The following is a 14,953-nucleotide window of genomic DNA, read 5'->3' as shown; positions in this document are numbered from 1 at the left end:
CGTGACGATGATACCGCCCATGATAGGAAACCTCATCGTGATCGCGGCCCTTGTGGCCGTGGCAGCCCTGGCAGTCCGCTCTATCTGGAAGGGCCATAAGAAGGGCGGACACTGCGGCGGCGACTGCGGCCAATGCGGCGGCTGCCATCATAAATAGATTTTCTCCCCCCTTTATGAAAGGCCGGACGGGATAACACCCGTCCGGCTTTCTTCCTTCCACATGGGGGTGGTAGATTGAAAACTGCTGTGTCCAAAGTCCGGATAGGTCTCCAGATAAGGTTTTATACCAAGGAAATTTTGGGAAAATAAAAGGAAGGCGCTTGACACAGCGCCTTCCCCATGGTACAATAAAATGCTTTTATGTCCCCTCAAAGAAAGAGCATGATCTCCCATACTCTGTCTTTAGTTTATCACAGGGCGGACAGAAAGACAAGAGTGACTTCAAGCAAAATAGCAACGCGCCCGGGTGTGCGGAAAAGCGGCGGAGTGCCGGATTTGTATAAATCGACGGCGAAAACGGCTGTTTTTCCCTGCATCCAGAGGAAAAAACGGAAGGACCAACCGTGGAATCAGAAGAAAGCGAGTTGATTTTTTAGCATGGTCAAGGACGTAATGTACGGCAAGACCCCGAGAAAGAGCTTTGCCCGCTACCAGGAGATCCTGGAGATGCCTAACCTGCTGGAGGTGCAGAAGACCTCCTACCAGTGGTTCCTGGACACCGGCCTGCGGGAGGTGTTCAAGGACGTCGGCCCCATCACCGACTATGCCGGCAATCTGGAGCTGACCTTTGTGGACTACTCCATGGATGAGAAGCCCAAGTACGACGTGGAGGAGTGCAAGGCCAGGGACGCCACCTACGCCGCCCCCATCAAGGTGAAGGTCCAGCTGCGCAACACCCAGAAGAAGAACGACCGGGTGTCGGAGCAGATCGCCGAGCAGGAGATCTTTATGGGAGACTTTCCCATCATGACCCAGGCCGGCACCTTCGTCATCAATGGCGCCGAGCGGGTCATCGTCTCCCAGATCGTCCGCTCTCCCGGTATGTATTACACCCGGACCGCGGACAAGGCGGACAACCTGACCTACACCACTACCGTAATCCCCTACCGGGGTGCCTGGCTGGAGTATGAAACCGATTTGTCCGACCTGTTCTATGTCCGCATCGATAAGAACCGCAAGCTGCCCATCACCTGCCTTATCCGTGCCCTGGGGCCCCGGACCGACGCTGAAATCATCGAGATGTTCGGCGAGGACGAGCGTATCCTGGCCACGATGGAGAAGGATGCCTGTAAGACCTATGAGGACGCCCTGCTGGAGATCTACCGCAAGCTCCGTCCCGGCGAGCCCCCCACGGTGGACTCCGCCCGGACCCTGCTGGACGCCACCTTCTTTGATCCCCGGCGCTATGATCTGTCCGCTGTGGGCCGCTATAAGTTCAACAAGAAGATGGCTCTGTGGTCCCGGCTGTCCGGCCAGAAGCTGGCCCTGCCCGTAGCCGATCCCCGCACCGGCGAGATCATCGCCGAGGAGGGAGAGGTCCTGACACGGGAGAGGGCCCACTTCCTGGACGACCGGGGCGTCAACGAGGCTGTCATCGACGTGGACGGTAAGCAGGTCAAGGTGTTTTCTAACAACATGGTCCACCTGAAGGACTTTGTGGACTTTGACCCTCAAGAGGTCGGCGTCAGCGAGATGGTCTATTTCCCCGCCCTGTGCGAGCTGCTGGACCAGTTCCAGGGGGAGGAACTGAAGGACGCCATCCGCGGCCATCTGGACGACCTGATCCCCAAGCACATCACTGTGCCTGACATCATGGCCTCTATCAATTACCTCAACTGTCTGGCCCACAACTCCGGCACCCCGGATGACATCGACCACCTGGGTAACCGCCGGCTGCGCTGTGTGGGCGAGCTGATTCAGAATCAGTTCCGCATCGGCTTCTCCCGTATGGAGCGTGTTATCCGGGAGCGGATGACCACTCAGGACCTGGATGTGGTCACCCCCCAGAGCCTGATTAACATCCGCCCTGTCACCGCTGCCATCAAGGAGTTCTTCGGCTCCAGCCCCCTGTCCCAGTTCATGGACCAGACCAACCCCCTGGCCGAGCTGACCCACAAGCGCCGTCTGTCCGCTCTGGGCCCCGGCGGCCTGTCCCGTGACCGGGCCTCCTTCGATGTCCGTGACGTCCATTACAGCCACTACGGACGCCTTTGCCCCATCGAGACCCCCGAAGGTCCCAATATCGGCCTGATTTCCTATCTGGCCTCCTACGCCCGTATCAACCGTTTCGGCTTTATTGAGACCCCCTACCGTAAGGTGGATAAGGAGACTGGCCGGGTTACCGACGAAATCACCTATATGACCGCCGATGTAGAGGACGAGTACACCATCGGCCAGGCCACTGAGCCTGTGGACGAGAACGGCTGCTTCGTCAACGAGCGTATCACCTGCCGTCACCGGAATGAGACCATTTCTGTGGATAAACACCAGGTGGACTATGTGGACGTGTCCCCCAAGATGATGGTGTCCGTGGCTACCGCCATGATTCCCTTCCTCCAGAACGACGACGCCAACCGTGCGCTGATGGGCGCCAACATGCAGCGCCAGGCCGTCCCCCTGCTCCGGCCCGAGGCTCCCATTGTGGCCACTGGCCAGGAGCACAAGAACTGCATCGACTCCGAAGTGGCCATCCTGGCGGAAGGCCCCGGCACGGTCACCAAGGTGTCCGCCCGGTATATCACCGTGGCTTATGATAACGGCCAGACCAAGGAGTACCGCCTAACTAAGTACCTGCGCTCCAACCACACCACCTGTATCAACCAGCGGCCCATCGTGGACGCCGGACAGCGGGTAGACTTCCAGGACGTGCTGGCAGACGGTCCCTCTACCGACCACGGCGAAATCGCCCTGGGCCGGAATATCCTCATGGGCTTCATGACCTGGGAGGGCTACAACTACGAGGATGCCATCCTGCTCAACGAGCGGATGGTGAAGGACGACGTATTTACCTCCATCCACATCGAGGAGTATGAGACCGAGGCACGGGACACCAAGCTGGGTCCCGAGACCATCACCCGTGATATCCCCAACGTGGGCGAGGACGCTCTGCGGGACCTGGACGAGCACGGCATCATCCGGGTGGGCGCCGAAGTCCATGCCGGCGACTACCTGGTGGGTAAGGTCACCCCCAAGGGCGAGGCGGAGGCCACTGCTGAGGAGAAGCTGCTCCGGGCCATCTTTGGAGAGAAGGCCCGTGAGGTCCGCGACACCTCTCTGAAGGTGCCCCACGGCGAGAGCGGCATCGTGGTGGATGTAAAGATCTTTACCCGTGAGAACGGCGACGAGATGTCCCCTGGCGTTAACCAGACCGTCCGGGTGTATATTGCTCAGAAGCGGAAGATCTCCGTGGGTGACAAGATGGCCGGCCGCCACGGCAACAAGGGCGTGGTGTCCCGCATCCTGCCCCAGGAGGATATGCCCTTCCTGCCCGACGGCACCCCCCTGGACATTGTGCTGAATCCCTTGGGCGTGCCCTCCCGTATGAACATCGGCCAGGTGCTGGAGGTCCATCTGGGATACGCCGCCAAGACCCTGGGCTGGAAGGTGGCCACCCCCATCTTCAACGGCGCCACCGAGAGCGATATTCAGGAGTGCCTGAAAATGGCCGGCCTGGCCCGTGAGGTGGGCTATGACGAGCCCCTTATCGGCAAGCAGCTCTATCTGGCCGGCGAGGGCGAGGAGGAGATGCGTGCCCTGTCCTCCGAGGAGATGGCCGACAGCGCCCAGGTCCGGGAGTGGCAGAAGGCGGGCAAACTTCGCCTGGTGGACGGCAAGAACTGGCTGTATGACGGCCGTACCGGCCAGCGATTTGACAACCCGGTTACCGTGGGCTATGTCTACTTCCTGAAGCTGCACCACCTGGTGGACGACAAGATCCACGCCCGTGCCACCGGCCCCTACTCCCTGGTCACCCAGCAGCCTCTGGGCGGCAAGGCCCAGTTCGGCGGCCAGCGGTTTGGCGAGATGGAGGTGTGGGCTCTGGAGGCCTACGGCGCCGCCTACACCCTGCAGGAGATCCTGACGGTCAAGTCGGACGACGTGACCGGCCGCGTCAAGACCTACGAGGCCATCGTCAAGGGTCTGAATGTGCCCAAGCCCGGCGTGCCCGAGTCCTTCAAGGTACTGATTAAAGAGCTCCAGTCCCTGTGTCTGGACATCAAGGTACTGGACGACCAAGGGCAGGAGATCGAGCTGAAGGATGACGACGAGGACAACTACCAGCCCGTCCGGGACGATTTCTATGACCGGGACGATGACTTCGGCTATGAGAAGGACGCCGACTTCGCCTCCGCTGGAGGCTTCACCTTCAAGGGAGAGAGCGATGACGACGACCTCACCTTGGATGTGACCGATGAGGAGAGCTCGGAGGACGGGCTGTTCTCTGACGAGGACTTTTGAGTACGGGAGGAGATTTGAAACATGAGTTACGCTGAATTTGACGCCATCCAGATCGGGATCGCCTCCCCCGAACAGATCCGTGAGTGGTCCTACGGCGAGGTCAAGCGCCCTGAGACCATCAACTACCGCACTCTGAAGCCGGAGAAGGACGGCCTGTTCTGTGAAAAGATCTTTGGCCCCACCAAGGACTGGGAGTGCAACTGCGGCAAGTATAAGAAGATCCGCTACAAGGGCAAGGTGTGCGACCGCTGCGGCGTGGAAATCACCAAGGCCAAAGTCCGCCGGGAGCGCATGGGCCACATCGAGCTGGCCGCCCCCGTGTCCCATATCTGGTACTTTAAGGGAATCCCCTCCCGGATGGGATTGCTGCTGGATATCAGCCCCCGGATCCTGGAGAAGGTGCTGTACTTTGCCGCCTATATTGTCATTGACCCCGGCTTCTCCCCTCTGTCCAAGAACCAGATCCTGTCCGAGAAGGAATATCGGGATATGCGGGAGAAGTACGAGGACGACTTTGACGCCGGTATGGGCGCCGAGGCTGTCAAGAAGCTGCTCCAGCAGATTGATTTGGAGGAGCTGTCTGCCCAGCTGCGTGCTGAACTGAAAGATGCCTCCGGTCAGAAGAAGGCCCGCATTGTTAAGCGTCTGGAGGTGGTAGACGCCTTCCGCGTCTCTGGCAACAAGCCCGAGTGGATGATTATCGATGTACTGCCTGTGATTCCCCCGGAGATCCGTCCCATGGTTCCCCTGGACGGCGGGCGGTACGCCTCCTCTGACCTGAATGATCTGTACCGCCGGGTCATCAACCGCAATAACCGCCTGAAGCGGCTCATCCAGCTCAACGCACCGGACATCATCGTGCGCAACGAGAAGCGGATGCTCCAGGAGGCTGTGGACGCCCTCATCGACAACGGCCGCCGGGGCCGGGCCGTCACCGGCGCCAACAACCGGGCCCTCAAATCCCTGTCCGACATGCTCAAGGGCAAGCAGGGACGCTTCCGTCAGAACCTGCTGGGCAAGCGTGTGGACTACTCCGGCCGTTCCGTCATCGTGGTGGGCCCCAGCCTGAAGATATATCAGTGCGGCCTGCCCAAAGAGATGGCCATTGAGTTGTTCCGCCCCTTCGTTATGAAGAAGCTGGTGGACGACGGCGCCGCCCACAACATCAAGCAGGCCAAGAAGATGGTGGAGAAGGGCGAGGCTGCCGTGTGGGACGCCCTGGAATTTGTCATCAAAGACCACCCCGTCATGCTCAACCGCGCCCCCACCCTGCACCGCCTGGGCATCCAGGCATTTGAGCCTGTTCTGGTGGAAGGCCGGGCCATCAAGCTGCACCCCCTGGTGTGTACCGCCTTCAACGCCGACTTCGACGGCGACCAGATGGCTGTCCACGTCCCCCTGTCTGCCGAGGCCCAGACCGAGGCGCGGGTGCTGATGCTGTCTGCCAATAACCTGCTCCGTCCCCAGGACGGCGGCCCGGTTACCATCCCCTCCCAGGATATGATCCTGGGTGCCTACTACCTGACCTTCACCCGGGACGAGGCTGGCACTGGCCACTGTTTTGCCGACAAGGACGAGGCTATGCTGGCCTATGACGCCGGGGTAGTCACCCTTCACTCTCCCATCAAGGTCCGTATGTACCGGGAAGTAGATGGTGAGATGCGCCACAAGCTGGTGGAGACCACGGTGGGCCGCCTGATCTATAATGAGGCCATCCCCCAGGACTTGGGCTTTGTGGACCGCGACGACCCTGAGACCATGTTCGACCCAGAAATCAACTTCGTGGTGGGCAAAAAGCAACTGGGCAAAATCATCGACAAGTGCATCTCCAAGCATGGCTTTACCGTGTCCGCCGGAGTGCTGGACGCCATCAAAGACTTGGGCTACCATTACTCCACCCGGGGCTCCCTGACCGTGGCCATCGCCGACATGACGGTCCCGGCCAAGAAGTACGAGCTGATCGCCGAGACCGAGAAGGAGATCATCAAGATAGACCGCCTGTACCGCCGGGGTATGCTGACAAACGAGGAGCGGTACCGCAAGTCTGTGGAAGCCTGGGAACAGACCACCGCCGACGTGACCGCCGCCCTGCAGGAGTCCATGGACCGGTACAACCCCATCTGGATGATGGCCGACTCCGGCGCCCGTGGTTCTATGGCCCAGATCCGTCAGCTGGCTGGTATGCGCGGCCTGATGGCCGATACCGCCGGCCGTACCATCGAGATCCCCATCAAGGCCAACTTCCGTGAGGGCCTGTCTGTATTGGAATACTTCATCTCCTCCAGGGGCGCCCGGAAGGGCATGGCCGATACCGCTCTGCGTACCGCCGACTCGGGCTACCTGACCCGCCGCCTGGTGGACGTGTCCCAGGAGGTCATTATCCGGGAGGAGGACTGCGGCACCTCCGACGGAATCTTGGTCAGCGAGATCGAGGAGCACGGCCAGGTCATCGAGACCTTTGCCGAGCGCGTCCACGGCCGCTATCCCGCAGAGGACATCGTGGACCCCGCCACTGGCGAGGTGCTCTTCACTCGGGATACCATGCTTCTCAACGAGGACGCCAAGACTCTGGAAAAACACGGTATCCATGAAGTGAAGATCCGCTCTGTCCTTACCTGCCGGGCCCGCAGCGGCGTGTGCGCCAAGTGCTACGGCATCAACCTGGCCATTGGTGAGCCTGTGGGCGCTGGCGAGGCGGTGGGTATCATCGCCGCCCAGTCCATCGGTGAGCCCGGCACCCAGCTGACCATGCGTACCTTCCACACCGGCGGTGTGGCCGGCGGTGATATCACCCAGGGTCTGCCCCGCGTGGAGGAGCTGTTCGAGGCCCGCAAGCCCAAGAAGATGGCCCAGCTGGCTGAAATCAGCGGTGTGGTGTCCATGGAGGAGACCAAGCGCAACGTGATGTGCAACGTGACCATCACCGCCGATGACGGCGAGGTGGTGACCTACGCCCTGCCTTACTCCGCCGGCATTAAGGTGAAGGAGGGCGACACGGTGGAAAAGGGCTACCAGCTTACCGAGGGCGCCCTGTCCCCCCATGAGGTGCTGCGTATCCGCGGCCTGTCCGACTGCCACAACTACCTGATCCGCGAGGTGCAGAAGGTGTACCGTCAGCAGGGCGTGGACACCAATGATAAGCATATCGAGGTTATTGTCCGCCAGATGATGCGGAAGGTCCGGGTGGAGGACGCCGGGGACTCCGATTTGTTGTCCGGCGCTACCGTGGACATCACCGAGTTCCGGGACGCCGAGGAGGCGGTCCAGGCCCGCATTGACGCCGGGGAGAAGAACGAGATGGGCGAGGATCTGCGCCTGCCCACCTGCACCCGCCTGCTCATGGGAATTACCAAGGCATCTCTGGCTACTGAGTCCTTCCTGTCCGCCGCCTCCTTCCAAGAGACCACCAAGGTGCTCACTGAAGCGGCGATCAAGGGCAAGGTGGACCACCTGCAGGGTCTGAAGGAGAATGTCATCATCGGCAAGCTTATCCCCGCCGGCTCTGGTCTGGCCCAGTACCGTAAGGAGGATGTTATCGACGACGAGGGCAACCTAGTCTCTGACCAGAGCGGGGCCATCGTAGCCGATGCCCTGGAGGAACCCACCCAGATGGAAAACGAGGAGGACCTGTCCTTCGAGGTTGGCTCTATCGAGCTGGAAACAGCCGCTGGAAGCCAGAGCGAGGACGCGCTGGTCTAAAATGACCAGGAAACCTGCACAGTAAAGCGGACCGAGGGAGTGTATAACGCTCCCTCGGTCCGCTCTTTTTTCAACTTTTAAAAGAGAAAAATTCGTTTTTTCAAAAGCCTCACCTTTTTAAAGCGAAAAACAGTTGCTATCGGGCCTAAAAGAAAGAAAAAATGATGGCTCAAATATCTTCTCTTGCAATTTTGCGGGACTGTCTTTATAATGTTTCTAAAAGAGGGAGAGGGATGATCGACAATGCTGGAGATGCTTACATCAGTCAACAGCGCCTTGAATGGCTTTGTATGGGGCCCCGTCATGCTGGCTCTGCTGGTGGGAACCGGCATCTACCTTACCTGCCGCACCGGCTGGATTCAGGTGCGGCGCTTCGGCTATATCATGAAAAGCACGGTGGGCTCTCTGTTCCGCAAGTCGGAAAAAGACCATGGCAGCAACCTGTCCCCCTTTCAGGCGGTGACCACAGCCCTGGCCGGGACAGTGGGCACGGGCAACATCGCCGGTGTCACTGGTGCCATCTTTGTGGGCGGGCCCGGCGCTGTGTTCTGGATGTGGGTGTCCGCCTTTTTTGGAATGTGTACCAAGTATGCCGAGATCGCCCTATCCATCCAGTACCGGGAGACAGATGAGGGCGGCGCCCACCGGGGCGGCCCCATGTATTACATCGAAAAGGGGCTGGGCAGGGGGTGGAAGCCCCTGGCTGTTTTGTTTGCCCTGTTTGGGGGCTTCGCCTCTTTTGGGATTGGAAATATCTCCCAGTCCAGTGAAATTGCCGGCGCCATGAACGGACTGTTCGGAATTGATCCTCTGGTTACCGGTATTCTTTTGGCAGTTATTGTGGGAGTGGTGATCATCGGCGGCGTCAAGCGCATCGGGCAGGTGGCCTCCTATCTGGTCCCCTTTATGGCCAGCTTCTATATCCTGGCCGGCATCGCTGTTATTCTGCTGCGTATTACCCAGGTTCCCGCCGCTTTGGCATCCATTGTCACCAGCGCCTTCAGCTTTGAGGCAGTGGGAGGGGGCGTCTTTGGCTACGCCATCATGGCGGCCATGAAGCAGGGATTCGCCCGTGGGGTGTTCTCCAACGAGGCCGGCCTCGGCTCCGCCCCGATGGCCCATGCGGCCTCCTCCACCGACGAGCCTGCCGAGCAGGCCATGTGGGGCGTGTTCGAGGTGTTTGTGGATACCATCGTGATCTGCACCATTACCTCCCTCACCGTGCTGCTGTCCGGTTTGCCTCTGGGGGAGGCCGCCCTGGACAGCTATACCTCCAATGGCACCGCCGCTGTGGCCGCCTTCAACACGATCCTGCCTGGTACCATAGGGGGCGTGGTCATCCAAATCAGCCTGCTCTTTTTTGCCCTGTCCACCATTTTGGGCTGGAGTTACTACGGCGAGCAGTGCTGGGGCTATCTGACCCATGACAGCAAGATGGTCAAGGCTCTTTTCAAAGCTGTATTCGCCTTAGTCTGCATCGTGGGAGCCACCGGCTCCGGCAAACTGATGTGGGATATCGCCGATACCCTGAACGGCATGATGGCGATTCCAAACCTGGTGGGCCTTCTAGCCCTGTCGGGAGTGGTGGCCCGGATCACTAGGGACTATTTCAAGGAGAGGTAAGCTGATTGTGTATAAAAATCCGCCCATACCGATGCGTGGGCGGATTTTTTATGAGGAAAGATACCTCTCCAGGGCGGAGAGAAGGGCGGAACGCTCGTTGGGCAGCTCTCCCTGGGCCACATGGTCCAGGAGCTCGTGCAGAGCCTGTCCGATTTGGGGACCGGCCAGACCGACCTTCAGGGCGTCGTGCCCGTTGACCGCCAGAGTCCGGAGGGAAAGACAGGCATTTTCCTCCAACAACTGCCGCCCCAGCGCCTCCGCCCGCTCCAGCGGAGCGGACTCCTCCGCCTTGAGCGGCGGGGCACAGGCGGATGCGTCCGCCCTTTTGAGAGCCAGCAATTGGAAGAAGCACTCCTCTCCCAGCCTGGACAGCCACCGGCCGGCCCACCGCCGGGTAGGCTCCACCGGCAGGTGATGGCGGGAGATCAGGATGGCCGCCCGCTCCCGGGTGGCGTTGTCCAGGCGAAGGCGGGCCATAGCCCGCTCGGCCAGCGGTACGCCCAGGCGGTCGTGGCCATAGAAATGCCCGATGCCCCGCTCATCCAGGAAAAAGGAGGCGGGCTTCCCCACGTCATGAAGAAGGGCGGCAAGTCGGAGAGCGGGGGAGGGGGGGACCAGGGCAGCCGTCTTGACGCTGTGGGTATACACGTCCCAGCGGTGGTGGGGATTACGCTGGTCAAAGCCCACCGCAGGGCCCAGCTCCGGAAGAATTTGGGTCACTACGTCGTGGAAATCCAACAACACCTGCTCCGCTCCGGGGGAGCAGAGTAGCCGGAGAAATTCAGCGGAAATACGTTCCCAAGCCACCATGGACAGCTGGGGAGCGTGTCCGTGGATGGCGTCGGCGGTGTCCGGGTGGATGGTAAAACGAAGCTGACCGGCCAGCCGGAGTCCCCGGAGGAGCCGCAGGGCGTCCTCCTCCATTCGCCGGTCCGGATCCCCTACGCAGCGGATCAGCCGAGCGTTCAAATCCTCTTGACCGCCAAACCGGTCGATCAGTCCCTCCGGACCCCAGGCCATGGCGTTGATCGTGAAGTCCCGGCGGGCCAGGTCATCAGTGAGGTCGCTGGTAAATTCCACCTGGTCCGGATGCCGGTGGTCGGAGTAGCTCCCCTCCCGGCGGAAGGTGGTTACCTCCACAGGGAGGCCGCCGGACAGGACAGTGACCGTGCCGTGCTTCAGACCGGTATTCAGACATGGAAAGCCGGCGCAGCAGGACAGTATCTCCCAAGGCAGGGCGGAGGTGGTCACATCGTAGTCATGGGGCGGGATGGACAGAAGGCTGTCCCGGACGCAGCCCCCCACCAGCACCGCCTGATGGCCGGACCGCCTCAACTGCTGGACGACCGCCAGCGCCCTGCTGTCCCAGTTTGTCATGCCACTCACCTCCTGTTGGGATTATCTTATCAGAGCGGGTGGAAAAAAACAAGGCCGGGACGTCCCAATGTCCCGGCCCGGAAATCACCGCCCCAGAACAAAAAGATTCTGGTCGGTGGCAAAATTGGAGAAAGAGTAGAGCACAAGCACCGAGTCAATGCCGTTGTCTGCTACATAGTCCTTCACGCTGCTCAGATTGTTCCGGGGATCAAAGAGGTGAACCTCAGAAAATCGCTCCGTCAGGAAGGGAGCCAGGGAGTCGGAGTAGGAATCCCGGATGACCAGCACCTTGGGGCCATCTACCTGTGGGTTCTCGATGACGCACAGGGGCTGGCGCCCCCCCAGGAAGTAGGAGTATTTATCCTTCACTTCTAAAAAGCTGTCCACATATAGACTGCCTTCACTGGGCTCAGAGCCGAACCAGGAGGTCACCTTCAGCCCCTCGCCAGACACATAGGTATCGATGGAGTCAGGGGCCACCCAGCGAACTCCGGAGGTGGAGAAGGTAGTGCCGAAGAACTGGTCAGTGACCGTAGTCTTCTGGTAATCATCCAGATCCAGCGGATCCAGACTCATAGCCTCAAAGATGGCGTTGGCCCCGTAGAAGGCCCCCAGGCTGGTCCAGTGGTGGTCGGTGCGGTAGTAGATGTCCTCGCCGCTGTGGGCGGCCAGAGCGCCTGCCATGTCGATGGTAGAGGCCCCGCTCTGAAAATACATCTGGTCAATGAGGGAAAACTCGTCCGCTGTGGGCGCACCAGCGGGCAGGCGGTCTGCCCAGATGGCAGAGGAGGAGGGGATGATGCCCAGGTACACCGGGACAGACACATTGCCTGCCAGCGTGTCCACAAAGCCGAGGCGGGTCAGAAGCCCCTGCTTGGCAGAAACGCCCGCCTGAGCGGGGGTATCCTCCCAGGCGGGGGTATCCACCCGGTTCAGGAGGGTGTCCTGCTTACCGAAATAGACCCCGTTGTTCTCCCGCTTGCCGGACAGACGCTCACACCAGGCTTTGGCGGCCACCCAGAAGTCCCGGCCGGCGATATGGTCGGCCACATAGTCCTCGGCCTGTTCCATAAAGGTGCCGTCTGTGACTGTTTCCACGCTGAATTTGGGCGGCTTCTGGAGATAGCGGTTCTCCAGCTCGGACATCTCCTTGTCCGGCAGGAGAGTGCTGACCACCAGCATCCCGCCAAGGAAGGTGCAGAACAGGGCAGTGATAAACTTGTTGTACTTGTTTGACATAGTCTGCGCCTCCTTAGAAACGGAAATAGAGGAAGGGATTGTAGGTGCCGTCCACCAGATAGGCGGTGCACACCAACAGGCCGGCTATGATGGCGGCGGCACCTGTTACCTGCGCTGCCCGCTGAGGGAGCCTGTGGTACAGTTTTGCGCCCAGAGGGGTGGAGGAGAGGGCCGCCAGCGCCAGGATGGGCAGATAGCTGATGAAATAGTAGCCCAAAGTGCCGTCCGCCAGAGGAGCGCCCCCCAGACCGAACATCACCTTCAGATAGCCGCCCAGCCGAGAGGCGTCCTCGATGCCAAAGATAGCCCAGCTGACAAGGACAAAAAACATGGTATAGACATGGCCCACCAGGGCTGGGGCCTTTTTCAACGCATCCAGCAGGAAAAACTTTTCTACCATCAGAAGGGCAAAGAAATACAGTCCCCAGATGAGATAGTTCCAACTGGCCCCGTGCCAGATGCCGGTGGCCGCCCACACGACGAACAGGTTGAACATCCAGCGGCCCTTGGAGCAGCGGTTGCCCCCCAGGGGAATATACAGGTATTCCCGGAACCAGGTGGACAGGGAGATGTGCCACCGCCGCCAGAACTCGGTGATACTCTTGGAAATATAGGGGTAGTTGAAGTTGGGCAGGAACTCAAAGCCCAGCATCCGGCCCAGGCCTACCGCCATGTCGGAGTAGCCAGAGAAGTCAAAGTAGATCTGGAAGGTGAAGGCCAGCACACCCAGCCAAGCCCCCGCCACGGTCAGGTCCGCCAGCGCCATGGTCTTATAGCTGTCCCACAGCATCCCCACGTTGTTGGCGATGAGCAGCTTTTTGCCAAGGCCGATCATAAACATCTGGACGCCAGAGGCAAACTTGTCCACAGTGCAGTCCCGCTGATCGATTTGGTCTCCCAGGTCCTTATACTTGATGATGGGACCGGCGATGAGCTGGGGAAACAGGGTGACGAAGGTGCCAAAGTTAAGGATGGATCGCTGCGCTCGGGCATCTCCCCGGTACACATCGATGGTGTAGCTCATGGTTTGGAAGGTATAGAAGGAGATACCGATAGGCAGGTGGATACCCAGCACCGGCATGAAGTTCAGCCCGACCGACTGGAGAGAGGCGGCGATAAAGTCCCAGTACTTGAAGAAGAACAGCAGGGCCAGGTTGAACACGATGGAGGAGGCCACCGCCATCCGGGCACCCCTATCGTTGTCCCTCCGCTTGCAGCGTTCTACCAGCAGGCCGTGGGTATAGTCGATGGCGGTGGACAGGAACATGATGACGACATAGACCCGCTCCCCCCAGTAGTAGAAAAACAGAGAGGCGCACAGGATTACTACGTTCCGGAACTTTCGGGGCACCAAGTAGTAGATCAGCAGAGTGAGCGCCAGAAAATAAAATAAAAAGGTAGGGGTGGAAAAGACCATGAGCAACACTCCTTAAAGGAACGGCGGACGACTTGTCGTCCGCCGTGGGATCATATGGATTATAACGCTGGGGATAGGGACTTTTGCTTCGAATCAGAACAGGGCGTTGAAGGCGTCTACGATGGCGTCGCAGTTCTCATGGACAACCATCATGACATAGTTGCCGTTGCTGACAACACGGGAGTTTTCGGTCCAGATCCGGGTGGGTTCGGGATACCAGGCTCCTCCGTTGATCATACCATCGATCCGGGTCTGGAAGATGGACTTCACAGTATCCACGTCCTTACTGTCCTTCACCTGGACCAGGCCGAACTCGCCGTTGTTCATGGTCATCAGTGTGCCATAGATCAATTTTTGTTCCGCGCTTACCGCGCCCATGCCAGGATAGAGCTGTTCCATCAGATCGGCGTCTAAGAGTTGGAGCATACCAAACTCATACTGGCCCATGATATCGCTAGCAAAGGCGGATAGGTCCACGTTGCCGGCAGGGGTGGAAGTATCGCCGGAGGAGCTGCCGCTGGAGGAATCGCTGCCATCTGCGGGGCCACCCTCCTCGGGCTTCTGTTCCTCCCAGTTGCACCGGACGATGCAGGAGGCGGTCAGGCCCGTTTCGCTGTCGGTAACAGTGATAGTGGCGTTTCCAACGGCCACAGCGGTGACCAGGCCCTTGTCAGACACAGTGGCCACAGACTCATCGCTGGATTTCCAGGCCAGAACACCGCCGGCGGGATCAGCCTTGGCCTTCATTTGGAAGGTGGCTCCCGCCTTGAACAGGGTAAAGTCGCTGCGGTTTAGGGACAGGGAGGCCTGTGCCTGGGGCTCGTCCACAGGGGGCTGGGAGCTATCAGAGGAGGTGCTCCCAGAACCGTCCGGCTGGCTGCCGTCCGGCTGAGAGGCATCCGGAGCGGAGCTGTCGGGGATGGAGGTGGAGCCGTCCGGGGCCATAGTGCTCATGTCAGAATTGCTGCCAGTAGAAGAGGACTGATTGCCGGAGGAGTTATCCTCCCCCTTGGGACCACAGGCGGCCAGCAGGACCATGGACAGCGCCAAAGTCAGAGCGAATACACGTCGTTTCATGGTATTGATCTCCTTTTCTTGGGGATGGTATGGGGTTCCCCTGATGGGGATTACGACTAGTTT

8 protein-coding genes are annotated in these 14,953 nt (G+C 59.8%); 4 read left to right on the top strand and 4 right to left on the bottom strand.

What is annotated here, in order from left to right; genetic code table 11:
- Positions 1-7: 7 nt before the first annotated feature.
- The 4 genes from ACEVJK_RS02345 to ACEVJK_RS02330 all read left to right on the top strand — a co-directional run bounded on the left by ACEVJK_RS02345 (position 8) and on the right by ACEVJK_RS02330 (position 9,780).
- The gene (locus tag ACEVJK_RS02345) at positions 8-157 is read left to right on the top strand and encodes a FeoB-associated Cys-rich membrane protein (RefSeq protein WP_240286987.1); all 150 of its coding nucleotides are present in this window, start codon (positions 8-10) and stop codon (positions 155-157) included.
- A 440-nt stretch (positions 158-597) separates the two neighbouring features.
- On the top strand, positions 598-4,458 hold the full coding sequence (rpoB, locus tag ACEVJK_RS02340; protein WP_186852785.1) for a DNA-directed RNA polymerase subunit beta: 3,861 nt from the start codon (positions 598-600) through the stop codon (positions 4,456-4,458).
- Positions 4,459-4,479: 21 nt separating this feature from the next.
- Entirely contained in the window at positions 4,480-8,157 is a 3,678-nt protein-coding gene (gene rpoC, locus ACEVJK_RS02335; RefSeq protein ID WP_374739884.1) for a DNA-directed RNA polymerase subunit beta', read from the top strand.
- Between the two features lie 243 nt (positions 8,158-8,400).
- A complete protein-coding gene (locus ACEVJK_RS02330; protein ID WP_374739883.1) occupies positions 8,401-9,780 on the top strand; it encodes an alanine/glycine:cation symporter family protein in 1,380 nt (459 codons plus the stop codon).
- A gap of 48 nt (positions 9,781-9,828) precedes the next feature.
- On the opposite strand, the gene ACEVJK_RS02325 is transcribed toward ACEVJK_RS02330, so the two are convergent.
- From ACEVJK_RS02325 to ACEVJK_RS02310, 4 genes are all read right to left on the bottom strand, one after another.
- Positions 9,829-11,157 (bottom strand): CCA tRNA nucleotidyltransferase, encoded by a 1,329-nt coding sequence (locus tag ACEVJK_RS02325; RefSeq protein ID WP_374739882.1) that lies wholly within the window; start codon positions 11,155-11,157, stop codon positions 9,829-9,831.
- A gap of 84 nt (positions 11,158-11,241) precedes the next feature.
- The gene (locus ACEVJK_RS02320; RefSeq protein ID WP_240286995.1) at positions 11,242-12,396 is read right to left on the bottom strand and encodes a DHHW family protein; all 1,155 of its coding nucleotides are present in this window, start codon (positions 12,394-12,396) and stop codon (positions 11,242-11,244) included.
- 13 nt (positions 12,397-12,409) lie between these two features.
- Positions 12,410-13,813: an MBOAT family protein gene (locus ACEVJK_RS02315; RefSeq protein ID WP_240286997.1), complete on the bottom strand. Its 1,404-nt coding sequence runs from the start codon at positions 13,811-13,813 to the stop codon at positions 12,410-12,412.
- 93 nt (positions 13,814-13,906) lie between these two features.
- On the bottom strand, positions 13,907-14,890 hold the full coding sequence (locus ACEVJK_RS02310; protein WP_186852779.1) for an Ig-like domain-containing protein: 984 nt from the start codon (positions 14,888-14,890) through the stop codon (positions 13,907-13,909).
- Positions 14,891-14,953: the final 63 nt, after the last annotated feature.

The sequence above is a fragment of the Flintibacter sp. P01028 genome (assembly GCF_041925235.1).
GTDB lineage: Bacteria > Bacillota > Clostridia > Oscillospirales > Oscillospiraceae > Lawsonibacter > Lawsonibacter aceti.
The sequence above is the reverse complement of the archived record's forward strand: the minus strand, read 5'-3'. Positions and strand labels throughout refer to the sequence as shown.

Bases quoted from the DNA above. Each gene is read 5' to 3' on its own strand.
- ACEVJK_RS02345 (WP_240286987.1), top strand. From the start codon at position 8: ATGATACCGCCCATGATAGGAAACCTCATCGTGATCGCGGCCCTTGTG.
- rpoB (WP_186852785.1), top strand. From the start codon at position 598: ATGGTCAAGGACGTAATGTACGGCAAGACCCCGAGAAAGAGCTTTGCC.
- rpoC (WP_374739884.1), top strand. From the start codon at position 4,480: ATGAGTTACGCTGAATTTGACGCCATCCAGATCGGGATCGCCTCCCCC.
- ACEVJK_RS02330 (WP_374739883.1), top strand. From the start codon at position 8,401: ATGCTGGAGATGCTTACATCAGTCAACAGCGCCTTGAATGGCTTTGTA.
- ACEVJK_RS02325 (WP_374739882.1), bottom strand. From the start codon at position 11,157: ATGACAAACTGGGACAGCAGGGCGCTGGCGGTCGTCCAGCAGTTGAGG.
- ACEVJK_RS02320 (WP_240286995.1), bottom strand. From the start codon at position 12,396: ATGTCAAACAAGTACAACAAGTTTATCACTGCCCTGTTCTGCACCTTC.
- ACEVJK_RS02315 (WP_240286997.1), bottom strand. From the start codon at position 13,813: ATGGTCTTTTCCACCCCTACCTTTTTATTTTATTTTCTGGCGCTCACT.
- ACEVJK_RS02310 (WP_186852779.1), bottom strand. From the start codon at position 14,890: ATGAAACGACGTGTATTCGCTCTGACTTTGGCGCTGTCCATGGTCCTG.